This is a genomic window from Streptomyces sp. NPDC111802 (genome assembly GCF_055634335.1).
In genome coordinates, this window is record NZ_JBVKCZ010000049.1 from 26,731 (window position 1) to 47,953 (window position 21,223).

Annotated in this window: 21 protein-coding genes and 1 pseudogene; 6 read left to right on the plus strand and 16 right to left on the minus strand. The window is 72.1% G+C overall.

Annotated features, from left to right (window positions below; translation table 11 throughout):
* The first annotated feature begins 2 nt into the window (after positions 1-2).
* The 3 genes from ACZ7NC_RS37495 (at position 3) to ACZ7NC_RS37505 (ending at position 2,503) form a co-directional block, all read left to right on the plus strand.
* A complete protein-coding gene (locus ACZ7NC_RS37495) occupies positions 3-1,076 on the plus strand; it encodes an ADP-ribosylglycohydrolase family protein (RefSeq protein WP_471495268.1) in 1,074 nt (357 codons plus the stop codon).
* Between the two features lie 39 nt (positions 1,077-1,115).
* Positions 1,116-1,622, plus strand: coding sequence for an NUDIX domain-containing protein (locus tag ACZ7NC_RS37500; protein ID WP_471495270.1), 507 nt, complete (start codon positions 1,116-1,118; stop codon positions 1,620-1,622).
* A 152-nt stretch (positions 1,623-1,774) separates the two neighbouring features.
* Entirely contained in the window at positions 1,775-2,503 is a 729-nt protein-coding gene (locus tag ACZ7NC_RS37505) for an SIR2 family NAD-dependent protein deacylase (protein ID WP_471495272.1), read from the plus strand.
* Between the two features lie 47 nt (positions 2,504-2,550).
* Here the strand turns inward: ACZ7NC_RS37505 and ACZ7NC_RS37510 are convergent, their stop codons facing one another.
* The 3 genes from ACZ7NC_RS37510 to ACZ7NC_RS37520 all read right to left on the minus strand — a co-directional run bounded on the left by ACZ7NC_RS37510 (position 2,551) and on the right by ACZ7NC_RS37520 (position 4,901).
* Entirely contained in the window at positions 2,551-2,838 is a 288-nt protein-coding gene (locus ACZ7NC_RS37510) for a hypothetical protein (protein WP_471495274.1), read from the minus strand.
* Between the two features lie 100 nt (positions 2,839-2,938).
* On the minus strand, positions 2,939-3,421 hold the full coding sequence (locus tag ACZ7NC_RS37515) for a methylated-DNA--[protein]-cysteine S-methyltransferase (RefSeq protein ID WP_471495276.1): 483 nt from the start codon (positions 3,419-3,421) through the stop codon (positions 2,939-2,941).
* Positions 3,422-3,431: 10 nt separating this feature from the next.
* Complete coding sequence (locus tag ACZ7NC_RS37520) at positions 3,432-4,901, minus strand: DNA-3-methyladenine glycosylase 2 family protein (protein WP_471495333.1); 1,470 nt, start codon at positions 4,899-4,901, stop codon at positions 3,432-3,434.
* A gap of 162 nt (positions 4,902-5,063) precedes the next feature.
* On the opposite strand from ACZ7NC_RS37520, the gene ACZ7NC_RS37525 reads away from it, so the two are divergent.
* Entirely contained in the window at positions 5,064-5,426 is a 363-nt protein-coding gene (locus ACZ7NC_RS37525; RefSeq protein WP_471495278.1) for an ArsR/SmtB family transcription factor, read from the plus strand.
* 30 nt (positions 5,427-5,456) lie between these two features.
* Here ACZ7NC_RS37525 and ACZ7NC_RS37530 read toward each other — a convergent pair whose 3' ends face one another.
* Positions 5,457-5,930, minus strand: a complete 474-nt coding sequence (locus tag ACZ7NC_RS37530; RefSeq protein WP_471495280.1) for a hypothetical protein — start codon at positions 5,928-5,930, stop codon at positions 5,457-5,459.
* 44 nt (positions 5,931-5,974) lie between these two features.
* Entirely contained in the window at positions 5,975-7,504 is a 1,530-nt protein-coding gene (locus ACZ7NC_RS37535) for an FAD-dependent monooxygenase (protein ID WP_471495282.1), read from the minus strand.
* Between the two features lie 119 nt (positions 7,505-7,623).
* Here ACZ7NC_RS37535 and ACZ7NC_RS37540 point away from each other — a divergent pair.
* A pseudogene (locus tag ACZ7NC_RS37540) lies at positions 7,624-8,199 on the plus strand (alpha/beta hydrolase); the annotation flags it as partial.
* A gap of 128 nt (positions 8,200-8,327) precedes the next feature.
* Here the strand turns inward: ACZ7NC_RS37540 and ACZ7NC_RS37545 are convergent.
* The 9 genes from ACZ7NC_RS37545 to ACZ7NC_RS37585 all read right to left on the minus strand — a co-directional run bounded on the left by ACZ7NC_RS37545 (position 8,328) and on the right by ACZ7NC_RS37585 (position 17,728).
* A complete protein-coding gene (locus ACZ7NC_RS37545; RefSeq protein ID WP_471495284.1) occupies positions 8,328-8,849 on the minus strand; it encodes an O-acetyl-ADP-ribose deacetylase in 522 nt (173 codons plus the stop codon).
* 37 nt (positions 8,850-8,886) lie between these two features.
* Positions 8,887-10,074, minus strand: a complete 1,188-nt coding sequence (locus ACZ7NC_RS37550; protein WP_471495286.1) for a cytochrome P450 — start codon at positions 10,072-10,074, stop codon at positions 8,887-8,889.
* Positions 10,071-11,459, minus strand: a complete 1,389-nt coding sequence (locus ACZ7NC_RS37555; RefSeq protein WP_471495288.1) for an alkaline phosphatase family protein — start codon at positions 11,457-11,459, stop codon at positions 10,071-10,073. Before ACZ7NC_RS37555 ends, ACZ7NC_RS37550 begins: the two co-directional genes overlap by 4 nt.
* Positions 11,456-12,613 carry a metabolite traffic protein EboE gene (gene eboE / locus ACZ7NC_RS37560; RefSeq protein WP_471495290.1) on the minus strand — a complete coding sequence of 386 codons (1,158 nt, stop codon included), beginning with the start codon at positions 12,611-12,613 and terminating at the stop codon, positions 11,456-11,458. Before eboE ends, ACZ7NC_RS37555 begins: the two co-directional genes overlap by 4 nt.
* A gap of 6 nt (positions 12,614-12,619) precedes the next feature.
* On the minus strand, positions 12,620-13,474 hold the full coding sequence (locus ACZ7NC_RS37565; RefSeq protein ID WP_471495291.1) for a TatD family hydrolase: 855 nt from the start codon (positions 13,472-13,474) through the stop codon (positions 12,620-12,622).
* A 2-nt stretch (positions 13,475-13,476) separates the two neighbouring features.
* The gene (locus ACZ7NC_RS37570; RefSeq protein WP_471495293.1) at positions 13,477-14,172 is read right to left on the minus strand and encodes an EboA domain-containing protein; all 696 of its coding nucleotides are present in this window, start codon (positions 14,170-14,172) and stop codon (positions 13,477-13,479) included.
* An 81-nt stretch (positions 14,173-14,253) separates the two neighbouring features.
* Positions 14,254-15,114, minus strand: coding sequence for a sugar phosphate isomerase/epimerase family protein (locus ACZ7NC_RS37575; RefSeq protein WP_471495295.1), 861 nt, complete (start codon positions 15,112-15,114; stop codon positions 14,254-14,256).
* Between the two features lie 32 nt (positions 15,115-15,146).
* Complete coding sequence (locus ACZ7NC_RS37580) at positions 15,147-16,184, minus strand: SCO3242 family prenyltransferase (RefSeq protein WP_471495297.1); 1,038 nt, start codon at positions 16,182-16,184, stop codon at positions 15,147-15,149.
* Between the two features lie 131 nt (positions 16,185-16,315).
* Entirely contained in the window at positions 16,316-17,728 is a 1,413-nt protein-coding gene (locus tag ACZ7NC_RS37585; protein ID WP_471495299.1) for a phytoene desaturase family protein, read from the minus strand.
* Positions 17,729-17,824: 96 nt separating this feature from the next.
* Here ACZ7NC_RS37585 and ACZ7NC_RS37590 point away from each other — a divergent pair, with 96 nt between their 5' ends.
* Positions 17,825-18,463, plus strand: coding sequence for a hypothetical protein (locus tag ACZ7NC_RS37590; protein WP_471495301.1), 639 nt, complete (start codon positions 17,825-17,827; stop codon positions 18,461-18,463).
* Here the strand turns inward: ACZ7NC_RS37590 and ACZ7NC_RS37595 are convergent.
* Positions 18,399-19,244: an inositol monophosphatase family protein gene (locus ACZ7NC_RS37595; protein ID WP_471495303.1), complete on the minus strand. Its 846-nt coding sequence runs from the start codon at positions 19,242-19,244 to the stop codon at positions 18,399-18,401. The two genes, ACZ7NC_RS37590 and ACZ7NC_RS37595, sit on opposite strands and share 65 nt — an antisense overlap.
* 146 nt (positions 19,245-19,390) lie before the next feature.
* Entirely contained in the window at positions 19,391-21,217 is a 1,827-nt protein-coding gene (locus ACZ7NC_RS37600; RefSeq protein WP_471495305.1) for a gamma-glutamyltransferase family protein, read from the minus strand.
* Positions 21,218-21,223: the final 6 nt, after the last annotated feature.

Sequence of the window (21,223 nt, forward strand, 5' to 3'; positions counted from 1 at the left end):
CTATGACCCCTGTGGGCACTGAGCCAGAGCTCGCCGACCGCGTCCTAGGGGGCTGGCTGGGCCGGATCGCGGGCAACATGCTCGGCAAGCCGGTCGAGCAGGGCGACCTGTGGACGCGGGACCGTATCGACCGCTATCTGCGGCAGGCCGCGGCCCTGCCCCTCACCGACTATCTGCCGGAGCCCGTGGACGAGAGCGACGGCTTCGAGCTGCGGCCCGAGTGGCGCCAGTGCGTACGGGGCCGCATCCACGGCAGCTGCCGCGACGACGACGTCGACTACGCGATCCTCGGCCTCGACCTGCTGGAGACCCACGGCTTCGGCTTCAGCACCGAGCAGGTCGGCGACCTGTGGCTGCTGCGGCTGCCGTATCTGCAGACCTTCACGGCGGAGCGGGCGGCGTACCGCAACCTCGCCAATGGTCTGAAGCCGCCGCTCACGGCCACGTACGACAACCCGTACCAGGAGTGGATCGGCGCTCTCATCCGCGCCGACATCTACGGCTGGACCTCTCCCGGCCTCCCGCGCCGCGCCTCCTCCCTCGCCCGCCGGGACGCGGTCCTGTCGCACACCGGCAACGGCGTGTACGGCGCGATGTGGGCGGCGGCGCTGATCTCGGCCGCGTTCACGGCGCCCACGATCCGCAAGGCGGTCGACGAGGCGCTCGCGGTCATCCCGGCGAGCTGCCGCCTCGCCCGCACCGTACGCCGGGTCGTCTCGCTCCACGACACCCGGATGACCTGGGAGGACACGCTCACCACGGTCGCCGAGGAGACCGCCGGGCTCGGCTGGATCCACACCATCCCGAACGCGGCCGTGCTCACCGCAGGGCTGCTGTACGGCGACGGCGACTTCACTCGGACCATCACGCTCACCGTCCGCGGCGGTCTGGACACCGACTCCAACGGGGCCACGGCCGGATCGGTGGCCGGGGTGCTGTCCGGGGCGGAGGCGATCCCGGACCAGTGGACGGCTCCGCTGGAGGACACGATCCGCAGCGCGGTGTTCGGTTTCGACGGGGTGCGGATCAGCGAGCTGGCGGAGCGGACGGTGCGGCTGGCGGAGGCGGAGGTCTGACCGACCGGGCGGTCACGGACTGTCGCTACCCTTCCCTCCATGACCTCCACGCCAGACTTCGCCACGTACATCGCGGGCCTCCCCCGTGTCCTCGCCGGTGCCGCCGCCCTCTTCCGTGACGGCGAGGGCCGGGTGCTGCTCGTGGAGCCCAACTACCGTGAGGGGTGGGCGCTGCCGGGCGGTACGGTCGAGTCGGACGACGGTGAGACGCCTCGGCAGGGCGCGCGTCGTGAGACGGCCGAGGAGATCGGGCTGGACCGTGAGTTGGGTCCGCTGCTCGCGGTGGACTGGGCGCACGGGACGGGGCGGCCGCCGGTGGTGGCGTATCTGTACGACGGTGGCGTCCTCGGCGAGGACGACTTCAAGGCGATCCGGCTGCAGGAGGAGGAACTGCTGTCCTGGCGGCTGGTTGCGCGCGAGGAGCTCACCGCGTATCTGCCGGGGGCCCTGGGCCGCCGTGTCCTGGCCGCGCTGGACGTCCTCGCGGACGGCGGCGGGACGGTGGAGCTGGAGAACGGGCACCGGGTGGACTCCGGCGCCGTGTGAGTGCCCCGTGCTTGGTGCGCCGGGGTTTCCCGGGCGCTGTGGAGTCCACTGCGGTCGGCTGACGAGGCGAGTTCTGAGGAGACCCACCGCCGGGCGCCGGCGCTCGGATATCCGTTCGCCGCTCCCACCACGCCCGTCCTACTCTCGGTGCCATGACCAAGCCGCCTCTCGTCGCCATCCTCAGTGGCGCCGGTATCAGCACGGACTCCGGGATCCCCGACTACCGCGGGCCGAACGGGCTGTGGCGCCGGGACCCGGAGGCCGAGAAGCTCGTGACGTACGAGTACTACATGGGCGATCCGGAGATCCGGCGGCGCTCGTGGCAGATGCGCCGCAAGAACCGGACGCTCAAGGCCGAGCCGAACGCGGCGCACCGGGCGGTGGCCGAGCTGGCGCGGTCCGGGGTGCCGGTCCGGGTGATCACGCAGAACGTGGACGGGCTGCACCAGCTCGCCGGGATGCCCGATCGCAAGGTGCTCGAACTGCACGGCAGCGCGCGGAGTGTGATCTGCACGAAGTGCCACGCGCGCGGGCCGATGGAGGACGCCCTGGCCCGAGTCGAGGCCGGCGAGGCCGATCCGCCGTGTCTGGAGTGCGGCGGGATCCTGAAGTCGGCCACGGTGATGTTCGGGGAGCGGCTCGACCCGGCGGTCCTCGGTGAGGCGGCCGCCATCACCAAGGCCTGCCAGGTGTTCATCGCCGTCGGCACCAGTCTCCAGGTGCAGCCCGCCGCCGGCCTCGCGGGCGTCGCCGCAGACCACGGCGCCCGGCTCGTCATCGTCAACGCCGAGCCGACGCCGTACGACGAGCTCGCCGACGAGGTGATCCGCGAACCGATCGGCACCGCACTGCCGAAGCTGCTGCACGGGCTGGGCGAATAGAGCAAGGCCCCGGCAGGTATGCGGGCTTGCCGGGACCTGTTGTGCTCTCAGAATCCCCTTTGGGAGACGGTCTCCGCCTTGCCGCTTTTCACAGGAACGACGTGGCTCAGGAGTTGGCCCGCGAATCTGGTGACGAACTCTTCTTCCGGCCTCATTTCATCCTCGCCGAACTCGTCGGCCGCGCCGCCCGTACCGTTGGCGATCGGCTCGGGCTTGGCGATGGGGCCCTCTGCGGTGGACGTTTGCGGAGTGGCCGCGGACGCACCGGTCATTCCGATGGTGGCGAGCAGGAAAGGGGTGGTGATCGCGATGGCCAGGGCTCTACGTGCACGCATGGCTTCCGCCTTTTCTGGGACAACAGGTCGCCGCCAAGGTTCCCTGGCATTCCTTCTGAAAAACCGCAAACCGAACCAACCATTCGTACGGCCGAACGGTCTAGAACAGCGCCGCCGCGCTCTCGAAGTCCAGCAGCCGCTGCTTGCGCGCCAGGCCGCCGCCGTAGCCGGTGAGGCTTCCGTTCGCGCCGACGACGCGATGGCAGGGGACGATGATGCCGATCGGGTTCTTGCCGTTGGCCAGGCCGACCGCGCGGGAGGCGCCGGAGTTGCCGAGGGTGTCGGCGAGTTGGCCGTAGGAGCGGGTCTCGCCGTACGGGATCTTGCGCAGTTGCTCCCAGACGCGGCGCTGGAACGGCGTTCCGAACAGGCTCAGTTCGAGTGTGAAGTCCTTCAACTCGCCCTCGAAATAGGCCTCCAGCTGCTCCTCGGCCGCTGCGAACAGGGACTCGTCACGGGTGCCGAAGGTCTCCTCGGGTGGGCGGTGGCGTTGGTCGGTCATATAGAGGCCGCACAGGACGCCGTCCTCGGCGACGAGGGTGAGCGCGCCGTACGGGCTGTCGATGACGGTGTGCTGTTTCACGGGGATTTCCTTATACGGGAAGGAAGTTGATCGGGTGGCTGTCCGTCGCCCACAGGTACTGCACGGCGTACGCCCGCCAGGGACGCCAGGCCGCCGCGCGGGCCGTGAGGGCCGCCGGAGTGGACGGCAGGCCCAACTCCTGGGCAGCGCGGCGGATTCCGAGGTCGGTGGGGAGGAAGGCGTCTGGGTCGCCGAGGGCGCGCATCGCGATGACGTCGACCGTCCAGGGGCCGAAGCCGGGCAATTCCAGCAACCGGGCCCTGGTCTCCGGCCAGTCGCTGTCCGGACCCAGGCGCACCTGGCCGTCGGCGAGCCGGCGTACCAGTGTCGTGAACGTCGTCCGGCGCGTGCGCGGCATCGCCAGTGACTCCGGGTTCACGGAGGCCAGCGCCTCGGGGGACGGGAAGAGGTGGGTGAGGCCGCCCTCGGGGTCGTCGATCCGCTCGCCGTGGGCGGTGACCAGACGGGCCGCGTGAGTGCGTGCGGCGGCGGTGGAGACCTGCTGGCCGAGCACGGCCCGTACGGCGAACTCCGCCTCGTCGACCGTGCGCGGCACCCGTCGGCCGGGCGCCTTGTCGACCAGCGGCGCGAGCAGCGGATCCGTACGCAACTGGTCGTCGATCGCGACCGGGTCGGCGTCCAGGTCGAGCATCCGGCGGCATCGGCTGATCGCGACGGTCAGGTCGCGCAGGTCGCCGAGGGTGAGGCGGCAGGCGATGTGGTCGGGCCGCGGGGTCAGGGACACGATGCCGTGGCCGTAGGGCAGTCTGAGCGTGCGCCGGTACGCCCCGTCCCGCCACTCCTCGACGCCGGGTACGGCGGTCGCCGCGAGGTGGCCGAAGAGGTTGTCGGGGTTGAGGGGGGCGCGGAACGGCAGGCGCAGGGTGAGGGCGCCGGTGGTGTTGCCCGGGGTGCTGCGGGGTGCGCGGGAGCGCAGGTCGGTCGGCGAGAGGGCGAAGACCTCGCGGACGGTGTCGTTGAAGGTGCGAATGGAGGCGAAGCCGGCCGCGAAGGCGATGTCCGCCATGGGCAGGAGCGTCGTCTCGATGAGGAGGCGGGCCGCCTGGGCGCGCTGGGCGCGGGCCAGGGCGAGCGGGCCCGCGCCGAGTTCGGCGAGGAGCTGGCGTTCGGTCTGCCGGGTGCTGTAGCCGAGCCGGGTGGCGAGGCCGGGCACGCCCTCGCGGTCCACGACGCCGTCGGCGATCAGCCGCATCGCGCGGGCGACGAGGTCGGCGCGCTGGTTCCACTCCGGGGAGCCGGGGCTGGTGTCCGGGCGGCAGCGCTTGCAGGCTCGGAACCCGGCTTGCTGACAGGCGGCAGCGCTCGGGAAGAACCGCATGTTCTCCGGCTTGGGCGGGACCACTGGGCAGCTGGGCCGGCAGTAGATCCCGGTCGTGACGACCGCCGTGAAGAACCATCCGTCGAAGCGGGCGTCCTTGGACTGCACGGCGCGCACGCAGCGCTCCGTGTCGGTGTGCATCCCCTTCTGCATACGTCCAGCATCGGCCACGGGAGCGGCGAGGGCTGGCGAGAATCCGACATCAACCTCGTCTGTCCTGGGAGCTGCCGGATCACCTCGGACGGGGACAGTTCACATGAACAACCATTCATGCGTTCATGTACGATGGGTAAGATACCCCTCATGGGTCATGGAGCCGTCACCACCGCGCAGGACGCCCCCGAGCGCGTACGCCTGGACGCGGCCAACGCGGCCAAGGTGGCCACCACCCTCCAGGCCCTCTCCACCCCCTCCCGCCTGCTGATCCTGGCGCGGCTGCGCGAGGGGCCGCTGCCGGCCACGGAGTTGGCGGCCGAGGTGGGAATGGAGCAGTCCGCCTGCTCGCACCAGCTGCGGCTGCTGCGCAATCTGGGTCTTGTGGTGGGCGAGCGGCGCGGCCGGTCGGTGGTGTACGCGCTGCACGACCACCATGTCGCCGAGTTGCTCGACCAGGCCGTGTACCACGTGGAGCATCTGCGCCTGGGCATCAGCGACGCGACCGAGTGAGCCCGCGCCGCCAGCTCGGCGGCGCCTGCGTCACGACGCGTTCGGACCCGGGGTCGGCCCCACGCCCCGCAACTGCTGGACGGTCCCGCCCAGTCGAGGCCGGAGCTTCTCCAGCAGTGCCGGTTTGGCGCTGACCACCCAGCGGGTGCCGACGAGGTACTTGCCACCGTAGACGGCGGCCGAGTCCAGCCAGGTCAGCTTGTACTTCTCCGCCGGGAACGTCGTGATGAGGTAGTCGCCCTCCTCGGTGTGGCAGACCCCCTCGCGCAGTTCGTCCGCGTCGGTCCGGATCTTGACCTTGCAGCCGGTCAGGTCGGCGATCACCTCGACCTTCGCCGGTGCCACGACGCCGGCCACGGTGGCGGAGACGTTCGTCGGGCTGCTCTGCGCGGAGGCTCCTTCGTCGTCACCGCCGCCGCACGCGGTGGCGGTGAGCAGGAGAACCAGACCGCCGGCTGCCGCGACGAAAGCGGTGCTTGCTCTGCTTCCTCGGTGTAACTGCACGAAGAGGGGTACGGATCAAGGCCGGGCGCTGTTCACCTCGGGTGTCAGGCGGGCCCGGCCGGCAGCCAGCGGGCGACGTAGGCCAGCAGCCCGTCGAGTCCGGCGCCGCGTGCGACATAGCCGAGGTGGCCGTCGGGCCGTACGAGTCCCTGGGCGACGCCCGGCCAGGGACTCCGGTCGCCGAGACGGTGCACGGTGATCAGGTCGGCCCGGCCGGCCAGGACCGGGGTGAGCCGCTCGTCCGGCCAGAGGTGCGGCGGGCCGGCCAGGAGGAGATGCCAGCCGGGGGCGGCGATCCGTGCCTGGAGCCCGCGGGGCAGGTCGGGCAGCCGGTCACCGGCGCGTGGCCCGCGGCGGGGTGGTCGGGTGCCCGTCGTCGAGGCGGGGCTGCGGTGGTAGTGGATGCCGAGTTCGGAGACGGTGCGGAAGACCCTGCGGCGGGGTGCCGTCGCGTGCTTCACCAGCGGGGCGATGCGCGGGACGAGATGCTCGCGGGCGAACCGGAGGACAGGATTCGGGCTGGTGGCGATGACGAAGGCACGGTCGGTGAACCGCCGTACGGCACGGCCGACCGGCACGCGCTCGGCCCCGTAGGTGTCCAGCAGTTCCTCCGGCGCGGCGCCCCGGCACACGAGGGCGAGCTTCCAGCCGAGGTTGAGGGCGTCCTGGATGCCGGTGTTCATGCCCTGCGCCCCGGCGGGGCTGTGAATGTGGGCCGCGTCGCCGGCGAGGAAGAAGGGGCCGGAGCGGTAGCGGGCGGCGCCGCGGTTGTGAAGCCGGAACTCGGTCATCCAGTCGGGATCCCGCAGGACCAGGCCTTTTGCGCCGTACCGTTCGGCGATCCGTTGCAGCATCGGCACCGTCACCTTGCTGTCGGGGGCGTCGGACGGCCGCATCGCCAGCATGCGCCAGGGGGCGGGCGAGCCGAGCGGGAAGAAGAACACCATCCCGCCCCCGGTCATGTACGAGTGCACGGCACCGGGCTCCAGGCCGTCCACCTCCAGGTCGGCGAGCAGATACGTCTGCGGATAGGCGTATCCCTCGAATCCGATGCCGGCCTGCGTGCGCACGGTGCTGTGCGCGCCGTCGCAGCCCACGACATAACGGGCCGTCACGCTCTCCTCGGCGCCGTCACGACTCCGCAGCAGGCAGTCGACGTGCGAGCCCTGCCGCTCCAGCCGGACCACCTCGGTGCCGCGCTCGACCGTCACGTCCCGGGCGGCGAGATGCTCACCGAGCACGCTCTCCGTCTCGGCCTGCGAGAGGAACAGCAGGAAGGGGTACGGCGTGTCGGTCGCTCCGATGTCGAACAGCGGCACCGACACCGTGCGCCGCCTCAAGTGCAGCCGCAGCCCCATCGCGGGGTTGCCGCGCGCCACGAGCTCCTCGGTCACCCCGAATCCCGCCAGCGCCTCCAGGGTGCGGGGCTGGATGCCGAGCGCCCGGGACTCGCGCACCCGGTCCAGGGAGCGGTCGACGATACGGAACCGGGTTCCGTAGGCACGCAGTTGAGCCGCGAGCGCGAGCCCGGTGGGCCCGGCGCCCACGATCAGCACGTCCAGGGGCGGTGTCATGGGTCCACCGTAGGCACAGGGCGGCGAACGGTGCCCGACCGCGGCGCACCGGCCAGGACCTGCGCGATGGCAACTCCTGGCGCCACCAGTTCGGCCCGCTGGCCGACGTGGGCTTCCGGGTGGTCGCCCCGGACCAGCGCGGATACGGAAGCAGCGACCACCCCGACGCCGTCGACGCGTACACCATCCTCCATCTGGTCGGTGATGTCGTGGGCCTCATCCAGGCCCTGGGCGAGGAGAAGGCGTTCGTCGTCGGCCACGACTGGGGAGCGCCGGTCGCCTGGCACACCGCGCTGCTGCGACCGGACGTGGTGCGTGGCGTGGCAGGTCTGAGCGTGCCGCCCCCGTTCCGGGGGACGCGGCCTCCGCTGACCGCCATGGAGCGGTTCGACGGGCGGTTCTACTGGAACTACCTGGCCCGCCGCGGTGTCGCCGACGCCGGCTCGCACCCTGCCGGACCCCGAGGTGCTGCCGGACTGGTTCACCGAGGACGACCTCGACGCACTGACCGAGAGTTTCTCCCAGGGCTTCACCGGGGCCCTGAACTGGTATCGCAACCTCGACCGCAACTGGGAACTGACCGCCCCCTGGCACAACGCGGTCGTCACCCCGCCCGCCCTGTACAGCTACGGCGACCGCGACCTCGTCCCCGCCTTCCCCGGAACTCCCGAACTCATCGAGCGACTGCCGGCCCTGATGCCCAACCTGTGGCGCGGGCCCGTCGAGCTGGCCGGCTGCGGACACTGGACCCAGCAGGAACGCCCGGACGAGGTCAACGAGGCGCTCGTCGAGTTCCTGACGGCCTGCTCCGGCTAGGTTCTGTTCAGGATGGGGCCTGCCCGACCTGCCGGTCGAACGCCCCATACGCCACCTCGTCGAAGAGAACGAACCTGACCTCCTCCACCGACGTCCGCGCCCCCCGTACCGTCGCCACCGCGATCCGGGCGCCGTCGTCCATCGGCCAGCCGTAGATGCCGGTGGAGATGGCCGGGAAGGCGAGGGACCGCGCGCCCAGTTCGTCGGCGATTCGCAGCGACTCCCGGTAACAGGAGGCCAGTAGGTCCGAGCGGTCCTCGGAGGCCGACCAGACCGGGCCCACCGTATGGATCACCCAACGCGCGTCCAGGTCCCCCGCCGTCGTGGCGACCGCCTGCCCCGTCGGCAGGCCCTTGCCGTACCGGGAGGCGCGCAGATCTCGGCACTCGGAGAGGATCGCGGGGCCGCCGCGGCGGTGGATGGCGCCGTCGACTCCTCCCCCGCCGAGGAGGGAGGAGTTCGCGGCGTTGACGATCGCGTCCACGGACTCTCGAGTGATGTCGCCCTGGACGAGCCTGATGGTGGTCATGACTGCCTCTATAGCAGGGCAGTGGGGCCGCCGCAGGTCACCGCCAGGCGACCGGCAGCGAGCGCACTCCGTGGACCGTGCTCGTCGACAGGGCGAGCGACTCGGGCGGGACCGTCATGCTCAGCGTCGGCAGCCTGCGGAACAGGGCGGCCAGGCCCAGGCGGAGCTCGGCGCGGGCCAGGGACTGGCCGAGGCACTGGTGCGGTCCGTGGCCGAAGGCCAGGTGGCCGGACGCGTCGCGGCGGACGTCCAGGGAGTCGGGGTCGGCGTACGTCGACGGGTCGCGGTTGGCCGACTGCAACGCCACCACCACGCCCTCCCCGGCGCGGATGCGGACCCCGGACAGCTCCACGTCCGCCGTGGCGATCCGCCGTATCCCCGAGTGGATGACGGTCAGATGGCGCAGGAGTTCCTCCACCGCCCCCGGCCACAGGGAGTCGTCGACGCGCAGGGCGTCCAGTTGGGCGGGGTTGTGCAGCAGGGCGATCACGGCCAGCGGGAACATGTTCGCCGTCGTCTCATGGCCCGCCAGCAGGAGCAGGGAGACCATGCCGGTGGCCTCGTCGAGGCCGGCCTCGCCGGTCGCCACGCGCTCGGTGGCCAGCCGGGAGATCAGGTCGTCGGCGGGGTCGTGCGTGCGGCGCTCGATGAGGGCGCGGAGGTAGCCGTAGAGCGCCACGCGGGCGCTCATCGCCTCGGCCGGGTCGCCGGCGACGCTGGTGAGGGCGTTGGACTTCTCACGGAAGAAGCCGTGGTCCTCGTAGGGGACGCCGAGCAGTTCGCAGATGGCGAGGGTGGGCAGCGGCAGCGCGTACGACGCCACCAGGTCCGCTTCCGTGGCGCCGTCCGCCGTCATCGCGTCCAGCAGGTCGTCGCAGATCCGCTGGATCGCGCCCTCCATCTGCTCGACGCGCCGGAAGGTGAAGTCGGGGATGAGCATGCGGCGCAGCCGGGTGTGGTCCGGCGGGTCCATCTGGTGGAAGAGGCCCGGGGCCTGCGGGGGCGCGCCCGGGCGGGTGTGGGGGAAGTCCGGGTGGTTGGCGTCGGCGCTGAAGCGGGGGTCCGCGAGGACCGTGCGGGCGTCCTCGTGGCCGGTGATCAGCCAGGGGCTGTTGTCGCCCCAGACGGTCACCCGGCGGATCGGCTCCTCGGACTGCCACTTGGCGTATTCGGGTGCCGGGTCGAGCAGGGGGCGCATCGTGGGGAGGGAGGGGTGGTTCGTCATTTGTCGGTTCCTTCGGTACGCAGGCCCGCGAGGCCCAGCAGCAGGGACTTGACCTCCGTGGCCGCGTAGGCCTCCCGTGCCCGGTCCGGCTGCGAGCACAGCAGTACGGGGCCGTCGGCGGGGTCGGCGGGCAGGCGGCCGTGGCTGCCGCGGACGCCGGAGGGGTTCAGCGGGACGGTCCTGAGGCGGTAGCGGAAGCCGAGTTTCTTGCGGGCGACCTGGCCGACGGCGCGCAGCTTCACGGCGGGGACCGTGTCGTCGTAGAGGAGCTCGGCGGGGTCGTAGCCGGGCTTGCGGTGGATCTCGACCTGGCGGGCGAAGTCGGGGGCGCGGTCGTCGTCCAGCCAGTAGTAGTACGTGAACCAGGCTTCGGGGTCGGCCATGGCGACCAGTTCGCCGGAGCGCTCGTGGTCCAGGCCGTGCGCCGTCTTACCGTCGGCGTCCAACACCCGCTCCACGCCGTCGAGTTCGGCGACGATCTTCGCGACCGCCTCGGTGTCGGCGGGGGCGCGGACGTACACATGGGCGATCTGGTGGTCGGCGACCGCGAAGGCGCGGGACGTCCATGGGTCGAGGTACTCCATGCCGTCCTGCGTGTACACCTCCAGCAGGCCCGCCCGGCGCAGCGCACGGTTGATGTCGACGGGGCGGGACACGGGCGTGATGCCGTACTCGCTGAGCGCCACGACGGTCGCGCCCTCGCTCAGGAAGTGGTCGAGCAACGGGCGCAGGGCGTCGTCGAGCCCCCGGGCGGCGCGGATGGTCGCCGGCGAGTCCGGGCCGGAGCGCTGCGGCTCGTAGTCCATCTGCGGGATGTAGACGAGTGTGAGGTCGGGGCGGTGCTCGTCGAAGATCTGGCGGGCGGCGGCGAGGATCCACTGGGTGGAGGGCATGCCCGCGTTCGGGCCCCAGTAGGTGAAGAGGGGGAACGGGCCGAGGCGGTCGGTGAGTTCGTCGTGGAGGGCTGGTGGCCAGGTGTAGCAGTCGGGTTCCTTGCGGCCGTCGGAGTAGTAGACGGGGCGCGGGGTGACCGTCCAGTCGACGTCGGCGCCCATCGCGTACCACCAGCAGATGTTGGCGACCTTGTAGTCCGGGTTCGTCCTCCGGGCCGTCTCCCAGATCTTCTCGCCGCCGACGAGCGCGTTGTGCTGGCGCCACAGCATGACTTCCCCGAGGTCGCGGAAGTACCAGCCGTTGGCCACCGCGCCGTGGGTGGAGGGGGGTTCGCCGGTGAGGAGGGTGGACTGGACGGTGCAGGTGACGGCGGGGAGCACGGTGTCGAGCCGGGACTGGAAGCCGCGTTCGGCGAGGGCGGCGACGGCCGGCATGTGCTTCAGGAGCTTCGGGGTCAGGCCGACGATGTCGAGTACGACCACACGGTTCATGAGGGGTCCTCCTTGAGGCCGAGACCGGTCAACCGGTCGCGGGCCCAGGCCAGTTCGGCGGCGATGCCACCGGGCAGGTCGGCGGGCGGTTCGGGGAGGACGGACCAGGTGTAGGTCTCGACCTCGATGTGGTCGCAGTCGGCCGACGCGCCGCCCAGCAGCCCGGCGAGGACCTGGTCGAGCTGGTCGGCGGTGGTACGCAGCGGGGGTTCGGGCCGGGTGTGCAGCGGGGCGTGGAAGTGGACGCGCCAGGGCCCGCCGTCGTCGGGAAGGCCGCCGTCGAGGGCGTCCGGCAGATCGTCCACGCCGAGGACGTCGCCGTCGCTCACCGTGCGGGTCTGGTGCAGGAACCGGGGTTCGGCGAGCCGGCGCAGTGCCCCGCGGGCGGCGGGGTCGGCCGGGCGGTCGGCCTCCACGGCGCAGGACGCCTGGAGCTTGACCACGGGCAGCCCGGCCTCCGCGAGCCGGCGCAGGGCCTCGGCGGGCCGCTCGAACTGGACGGCGAGATGGCAGGCGTCGAGGCAGACGCCGAGCCGGTCGGGGTCCAGTCCGCCCAGTTCCCGTACCGCCTGTGTGGTGGTCTCGACGAGGCACCCGGGTTCCGGTTCGAAGCCGACGCGGATACGGCGGCCCGTCCATGATTCGAGGGCGGAGAGCCCGGTGGCGAGCCGGTCCAGGGCGTGGCGGGCCTCTTCGGCGCAGGCGCGGTGCCACGGTGTGCGCCAGGCGAGCGGCAGGGTGGAGACGCTGCCGTGGCCGACGTCGTCCGGGAGGAGGGCGGCGAGGACGCGGGCGCAGTCCAGGGTGTACTTCAGCCGGGCCTCGTCGGCCCAGTCGGGCCGGTACACGTCCTTCTTGACGACCTCGCGGTGGAAGCCGGCGTACGGGAAGGCGTTGAGGGTGACGGTCTCCAGGCCGCGCGCCCGCAGCTCGGCCTTCAGTCGTGCCAACGCGGCCTCGTCGTCGGCGAGTTCGGTGACCACGGGGCGGGCCAGCCACAGCCCGATGCCGAGCAGGTCGGCCCCGAGGCGTTCACGTACGGGCTCGGCGTACTCGGCGAGCTGGGCGATCACGCCCTCCAGGTCCTCCGCCTGGTGGACGTTGCTGCAGTAGCCGAGATGGACGGTGGTGCCGTCGGGGTGCAGGAAGCGCATGGAGCCTCACGCTCCCCCGCGACGTATGGAGTTGCCCTGGAAGGTGGCCTCTTCGTCCGGCTTGGGCTCCTCCAGTTCCAGCCGCCCGCTCTGGCCGTAGAAGGCGACGGGGTTGCGCCACAGCACCTTGTCGACGTCGTCCTCGTCGAACCCGGCGGCGAGCATGGCGTCGGCGGTCCTGCGGGTCTTCAGTGGATCCGAACGGCCCCAGTCGGCGGCCGAGTTGACCAGTACCCGCTCGGTCCCGTGCTCCTTGAGGATCTCCACCATCCGGTCCTCGCTCATCTTGGTCCTCGGGTAGATCGAGAACCCGGCCCAGCAGCCGCTGTCGAGGACCATGCCGACGGTGAGCTCGTTGAGGTGGTCGAGGACGACGCGTTCGGGGGCGATGCCCGACTCCCGTACGACGTCCAGGGTGCGGCGGGTGCCGGTGGCCTTGTCGCGGTGCGGGGTGTGCACCAGGGCGGGCAGTTCGTGCCGGATGGCGAGCCGGAGCTGACGGGCGAGCGCCTCGTCCTCCTCCGGGGTCATCGAGTCGTAGCCGATCTCGCCGACGGCGACGACCCGGTCCTTGGCGAGGTAGCGGTCCAGTTCGTCGAGGACCGGGAGGCAGCGGGGGTCGTTCGCCTCCTTCGGGTTGAGCGCGATCGTGCAGTAGTGCTGGATGCCGAACTGCGCGGCCCGGTGCGGCTCCCAGCCCAGCAGCCCGTCGAAGTAGTCGTAGAAGCTCTCGGGCGAGGTGCGGGGCTGGCCCAGCCAGAAGGCGGGTTCGACGACGGCGCGCACCCCGGCGGCGTACATCGCCTCGTAGTCGTCGGTCGTCCGGGAGGTCATGTGGATATGGGGGTCGAAGATGCGCACGGTCAGCCCTCTTCCTTGAGTACGTCCGCGAGTACGTCCGTGAGTGCGGGCGCGAGTTCTGCGTCGATGACGTCCGGGAAGGCACGGACGACGGGCCGGATGTCCTGGGGTACGTCACGTCCCGCGACGATCCGCTCATGGGCGAAGTCGGCGAGCATCCGGGCCAGTTCACGGTCGGCGCGGGTGTCGAGGCCGCTGACGCGGTCGAGCGGGATCTCGCAGAAGACGCACTTCAGTACGGCATGGCGGTACTCGGCGGCGGGGAGGTGCACGGCGGCGTACGGGCCGAGGGCGGCCTCGATCAGGGTCGTGTCGTTGCCGCGCAGAGCGTCCCGTACGACGGGCAGGGCGAGGTCGCCGAGGTCGAGCAGCGGCAGGGTCCGAAGGACCGCACGTTGTTCGGCCGGGTCGCCATGCCGGTACAGGCGGGTGACCTCGTCGGCGAGGGCCCGGCCGCGCAGGGGCAGTGCGGCGAGCAGGACGGCGCGGGCGGCCTCGTCCACGGACCAGTGCTCGGTGAGGCGGCCGTGTCCGCAGCGCCTTCGGGCGGCGGGGAAGAGGCGCCGTACGGCGGCGGGTTCGGCGGCGATCTCGGCGGCGCTCTCGTCCAGCCAGGCGCGGGCCGTGGGGTCCAGTGCGGTGTTCAGGGCGGGGTGGGGGTCCGGTGGAGCCGAGGGGGAGGCGGACGTGACGGCCATGGGGGAACAACTTCCGCTGAGGTGGGAGGAGTTGGGTGGGGCGGGGCGGCGAGGGCGACCCGCGGCGGGCGCGCCCGTCGACTATCCGGCCGCGGCGGTCCGTTCGGCCGCGCGCAGGAACTCGATCGAGCGGCGGGCGACTTCGGGCGCGTCGAGCGAGCCGCCCTGGATCTCCACGGAGACCAGGCCGCGGTGCCCGAGCGCGCGCAGGGCGGCCAGCACCGGCGGGAAGTCGATCTCGCCGGCGCCGAATTCGAGATGCTGGTGGACGCCGCGCCGCATGTCCTCGATCTGCGTGTTGCGCAGGATCGGCGCCGCCCGGCGCACGCAGTCCAGCAGGGGGCGTTCCTCCACGCAGTGGGCGTGGCCGACATCGAAGGTGACCCCGAACAGCTCGTGCCCGCCGACCAGTTGAGCGAGCCGCAGACAGCGTTCCACGGTGTCGACGAACATGTACGGCTCCGGCTCGAAGGCCAGCGCCACCCCGTACTTCTCCGCCGTCTCCAGCACCGCCTCCACGCCCTCCGCGAGCCGCTTCCACGCGTCCCGCTCCGGCATCCGGTCCGGCGCCGGGCCGCTGCACAGATGGACGGTGGGCGAGCCGAGGTCGGCGGCGATGCGCAGGGCGCGGCGCAGCAGGTCGATCCGGAGTTCGCAGCCGTCCGACATCAGCGTGGGCAGGTGCTTGTTCCAGGGGTCGAGGAAGTAGGGCGCGCCGGTCTCCACCGTGATGTCGAGGCCGTGTCTGCCCAGTTGCCGGGCGAGGGCGGTGACGCGGCGGGGCAGGTCTTCGGCGTACGGGTCGAGGTGGTTGTGGTCGAGGGTGAGCGCGACGCCGTCGTAGCCGAGGTCGGCGAGGACGACGAGGACGTCGCTCAGCCGGTGGTGGGTGAAGCCGTTGGTGCCGTAGCCGAACTTCAGTGGGGTGGGGGGAGGTCTCATGGTGCCGGTTCCTCACACGGAGGTGGTGGGTCTCAGGTGGGGGATATGCGCCGGGCCAGCCGTCGCGCGAGGGGGTGGAAGACGCCGAGCGCGGCGGCGACGGCGGGTGCTCCGCCGCGCGCGGTCAGCGCCGCCTGAAGGGGCATCAGACCGAGAATCCCGGCCCCGACGGCCCGCCGCACGTTCTCCCCCGAGGGCTCCCGAACGGCACGGATCTGGGCGTTGCCGTAGGTGCCGAGGTAGGCGAGGGCACCGGCGGCGGTGGCGGCGGTACGGATCTTCGCGGAGGGGGTGGCGGCAGCGCCCCCAAGGGGCGCGGGGAACCGCGCGACCAGCCACGACGACGCGGCAGACGACAGACGATCCCGCGCGGCACTGCCCGCATCGGCTCGGGCCACCGGAACCGTCGTGGCGACCGCCGTCGCCGCCGACACGGCAAGAGTCCCGATCGGAACCCGCACCGGCGCACCGCCGATCTCGTGCCGACTGAGCGCCATCAACGTGCCCGTATGGGCGCCGACCAGCGCGGCAGGCACGGCGGCACGGCGAAGCGCGACGCCGACCGATGGCGCACCGGGCCCAGGCACGACCGCTCCGGCCAGCACATCCAGAATCCGAGCCCCCGCCATGGCGAAGCCACCCGCCGCGGTGGACTTGAGCTTCAGGTCGTACGCCCACACCAGCCCGGCCAGTGGCAGCGCGGCGGCCACGCTGCGACGGCCACCCGCGGCGGCGGCGAGACCTAGGCCCGCAGCGGTGAGCCCGCCGGCCACGGCGAGGGCGGTACGGCGGGGAACTCGCCCCGACGGCACCGGCCGTTCGGGACGCTCGACGGCGTCCACCGTGGCGTCGGCGTAGTCGTTGAGAGCCATGCCGGCCCAGTAGAGGCAGACGGAGGAGCCGATCACTCCGAGGGTACGGGCGCCCAGGGGGCGTCCGGCGGCGGCCGCTCCCGCGATCACATCACCGGGGACACTCAGCGCGGCCGGCGCTCTGACGAGCAGGGCGAGGTCGGCGAGGCGCACGGCAGACCGGGATCCGAAGCGGACAACCGCTTTCCGATCTTTCATGGCCGCACCCTACTCGGGGGCAGTTGAGCATTCAGCTACCTACCCCCCGGTAAGAGGAGTGACAAAGAAGACACAGATTTCCCTTACCGCGAGGCCCGAACTACCGGTAAACGTAGGTCGTTTGAGCCGTCTCACGGCTCCTGGCGCAGGCGCCGCCATACGGCCTTGGCCGCGTTGTGTCCCGACATGCCGTGCACGCCGGGTCCGGGCGGGGTCGCCGACGAGCAGATGAAGACGGCCGGGTGCGGGGTGGTGTAGGGGAAGAGCGACAGCTTTGGGCGCAGCAGGAGTTGCAGTCCGGAGGTCGCGCCGGAGCCGATGTCACCGCCGACGTAGTTGGCGTTGCGAGCGACGAGTTCGGCGGGGCCGGCGGTCGCGCGGGCGAGGACACGGTCGCGGAACCCCGGGGCGTAACGCTCCAGTTGACGCTCTATGGCGTCCGTGAGGTCTCCGGTCCAGCCGTGGGACACATGCCCGTACGCCCAGAAGACCTGCTTGCCCTCGGGGGCCCGGGTGGGGTCGGCGACGCCGGGCTGCACCGTGATCATGAACGGCTTGTCGGGCGCCCGGCCCTCCCTGGACACCGCACGCAGCGCGGCGCCGATCTCCGCGCTGTTCCCGCCGATCTGCACGGTGCCGGCCCGCCGGGCCTCCGGCGCGGTCCACGGGACCGGGCCGTCCAGCGCGTAGTCGATCTTGAAAACGCCGGGGCCGTAGCGAAAGCCCTCGTAGTACCGGCCGAAGCCGGCGATGCGGGCCAGGGCGGTCGGTGAGGTGTCGAAGATATAGGCGCGCGCGGGCGGCAGATCGTCGAGCCGCTTGACCTCGTAGTCGGTGTGGACGCCGCCGCCGAGGTCCTCCAGATACGCGGTGAGGGCGTCGGAGATGGACTGGGAGCCGCCGCGGGCCACGGGCCAGCCGCGGGCGTGGGCCGCGAGGGCGAAGACCAGGCCGACGGCGCCGGTGGCGAAGCCGCCGAGCGGGGCCATGACGTGCGCGACGAGGCCGGAGAACAGGGTCCTGGCCCGCTCGTCCTTGAAGCGCCGCATCAGCCAGGTGGACGGAGGCAGCCCGACCAGGCCGAACCGGGCGAGGGTGACCGGGTCGCGGGGCAGCGCCGTCAGCGGCAGGGACATGAAGTCGCGGGCGAGTGTGTCCCACTTCGCCAGGAACGGCTCGACCAGCCTGCGGTACGGCCCGGCGTCGCGCGGACCGAAGGAGGCTGCGGTCTCGGCGACGGACCGGGCCAGCACGGCGGCGGTGCCGTCGGCGAACGGATGTGCCATCGGCAGGTCGGCGTGCAGCCACTGAAGGCCATAGCGGTCCAGCGGCATCGCGCGGAACGCGGGTGAGTTGATGCCGAGGGGGTGCGCGGCGGAGCACGGGTCGTGCCGGAAGCCGGGCAGGGTCAGCTCCTCCGTGCGGGCTCCCCCGCCGACGGTGTCACGCGCCTCGAACACGGCCACGGAGAAGCCGCGGCGGGCCAGCTCCACGGCAGCGGTCAGTCCGTTCGGCCCCGCTCCCACCACGACCGCATCGAGCATCGACGGCACCTTCGGACCCCTTCGTCAGCCGATGGCCATTGAGGTCAGGATATGCCGGAGCACTGACAACACCGGGGCGCGGGTAAAGTCCGCCACGTGACGCACCGCTTCCGTTTCCATGTGCCCGAGGACGACGCATGGCACTGGTTAGAGGTGGCGGACGGGGGCCGGGTGGTGCGGCAGATCTCCTTCCAGGGACCCGCCGGTGTGCCGGTGGTCGCCGCCGAAGCGGCCACCGCCGGTGTGCCGGTGGTCGCCGTCGAAGCGGCCGAGCTCGCGCTGACCCGGCAGGCGTGCGGGGACTGGGGCGTTCAGCTGTACGAGGTCGTGTACGGGGTGCCGGCGCGGGAACCGGTCGTGGAGCCTCCGGACGCGCGGACGGTGGACCGGCGGGCATTCGACCTCGCGTGGGGCCGCGCCCGTTCGTACCGCCAGTGCGAGGTGCGCCACGACACCGGTCCGCTGCCCGTCGGCACCCGCCTGACCGGCACTTTCACCGTCTCGCCCTGGGGACCCGGCGTGACCGGTGTGTTCGTCGACGTCGGCCTGCCCGCCCCGGGCTTCGTGGACGCCCTGGTCCTTCTGAGAGCGGAGTGCCAGTGGCCCGAGGAGGGCACACCCGCGGAATTCGAGGTGGTCGACCTGCGTGTCGGCCGCTCCCACCCGCAGATCAGACTCCGCCCGACAGCAGTCCCACCACCCGCCGAGCCGTGGCCTCGTCACGGGCCGCGGTGAACGGCAGGGCATTGCCACCGGTGACACGGAACGGCTCGCCCAAGTGGGTCAGGTGGGTGCCGCCGGCCTCCTCGACCAGCAGGATGCCCGCGGCGTGGTCCCAGGCGGCCTCCCAGCTGAACGCGATCGCGTCCAACTCGCCGCGGGCGATGGCGAGATACTCCAGGCCGGCCGAGCCGCAGGGACGCGGGGCGACACCATCGGTCCACAGGGCGAGGAGCGCGCGCTTCTGCTCGTCGGTGGTGTAGTCCGGGTGGGACGTGGCGATGTGGAGGTCGCGGCCGGGCTCCGCCGCGCCGGAACGCAGCCGCTCGCCGTTGAGGAAGGCGCCCTGGCCCCGTATCGCCGTGGCCAGTTGACCGCGGGCGGGGGCGTAGGTCCAGGAGGCGAGGAGCACGCCGCGCTGCGCGAGCGCGACCAGGGTGCAGAAGCCGTCGTCCCCGTTGACGAACTGCCGGGTCCCGTCGACGGGGTCGACGATCCAGACCGGGGCGTCGCCGCACACCGCCTCGTAGGTCGCCGGGTTGGCGTGCACCGCCTCCTCGCCGACCACGACCGAGCCGGGCAGGAGCGCGCCGAGCGCCTCGGTGAGGTACTTCTCGGCGAGCCGGTCGGCGTCGGTCACCAGGTCGTGCGGTCCGCCCTTCTGGTCGACCTCGTGCTCGGCGAGCTGCCGGAAACGAGGCATGATCTCGGCCGCGGCCGCCCTGCGGACCGCTTCCTCGACGTCGGCCGAGTGCTGTGCGAGAAACTCTTCGATGGTTTCGTTGGTTCGGATCACGTGTCAATAAGAACATGCCCCACTGACAATCCCCGCCCGCCGAGTGGCTGCCGGATGGCATCGGCGTGAACTCCAGGGGCGCGAATCGGCAGGTCAAGGGCATGTTCTCAGGGCGGGTCCGCTGAGCGGGGCTTCAGAGGTGCGCCTCAGCGCCCGACCGCGTACCCCTGCATCCCCCGCGGATTCGCCGCCGCCGACAGGACCCCCGTCTCCGGGTCCCTCGCGACCGCGCACAGCCTGCCCTCCGACCACGCGTCACCGACGGTCACCTCATGACCACGGCGCCGCAGCTCCTCCACCACCTCGGCGTCCGTCCGGGACTCCACGGTCACGCTTCCGGGCCGCATCCCGCGCGGATAGAAGGAACCGGGGAAGCTGTCGTTGTGCCAGTTCGGGGCGTCGATCGCGCCCTGGAGGTCGAGGCCGCCGCGGACCTGCTCGCGCAGGGCGACCGCGAGGAGGAAGTGCAGCTGCCACTGGTCCTGCTGGTCCCCGCCGGGCGTACCGAAGGCCATGACGGGCACTCCGTCGCGCAGCGCGATCGAGGGGGTGAGCGTGGTCCGCGGGCGCCGTCCCGGTGTCAGGGAGTTCGGCAGGCCCTCTTCCAGCCAGGTCATCTGGAGCCTGGTGCCCAGCGGGAAGCCCAGCTCGGGCACGACGGGGTTGGACTGCAGCCAGCCGCCGCTGGGGGTGGCCGCGATCATGTTGCCCCAGCGGTCGACGATGTCGAGATGGCAGGTGTCGCCCCGGGTGCCGCCGTCGGCGCGGACATCGGGCTCGCCCGGCACCGGGGACGTCGGCGACTTGGCGACCGTCGGCTCCCCCGCGCCCAGCGCGTCGAAGCCCGGCGCCTCGGTGGCCGCCACGCGCGCGTGCGCGCTCAGCCGCGGGACGCGCCCGCCCGGACTGCCGGGCCGCAGCTCGTGGGACGCCTTCTCGTCGACCAGCTCCCGCCGGGCCGCGTTGTACTCGTCCGACAGCAGATCGGCCAGCGGCACCTCGGCCGCGTCGCCGTACCAGGCCTCCCGGTCGGCCATGGCCAGCTTGCAGCCCTCGACCAGCAGATGGACGTACTCGGCGGACCCGTACCGCGGCAGCTCGGGCGGGAGCAGCGCGAGCTGCTGGAGCAGGACCGGGCCCTGGCTCCAGGGGCCGGCCTTGCACACGGTCCAGCCGTTCCAGTCGTACGTCGTCGGCGCCTCGTAGGTCGCGGACCAGCCGGCGAGGTCGGCGGCCGTGAGCGTGCTGGAGTGCCGCTCGCCGCTGGTGTCCATCGTCGGGCGCCCGGCCTGCCGTACGAGGGCCTCGGCGATGAAGCCGGACCGCCACACCTCCCGCGCCGCCTCGATCTGCGCGACCCGGTCCCCGGCCCCCGAGACCTCGGCGAGCAGTCGCTTCCAGGTGGCGGCGAGGGCGGGGTTGCGCAGCAGCGCACCGGGCCGAGGCGACCTCCCGTCCGGCAGATACACCTCGGCCGACGAGGTCCACTCCGTCTCGAACAGCTCCCGCACCGTTTCGACCGTCTCGCCGACCCGCTCCACGGGCGCGTGGCCGTGCTCCGCGTACCCGATGGCGTACTCGAGCACCTCGGCGAGCGTCCTGGTCCCGTGGTCCCGCAGCAGAAGCATCCAGGCGTCGAAGGCACCGGGCACCGCGGCGGCCAGCGGCCCCGTCCCCGGCACCAGCTCCAGTCCGAGCTCCCGGTAGTGCGCGACGGTCGCCCCGCGCGGCGCCACCCCCTGCCCGCACACCACCCGCACCTCGCCGCCCGCCGGGGCGATGAGGATCGGCACCTCACCGGCCGGACCGTTGAGGTGCGGCTCGACGACATGCAGCACGAACGCGCCCGCCACGGCGGCGTCGTAGGCATTGCCGCCGCGCTCCAGCACGGCCATCGCGGACTGCGAGGCGAGCCAGTGGGTGGAGGACACCATGCCGAAGGTGCCCTGGAGGGTGGGGCGGGTGGTGAACATGTGGGC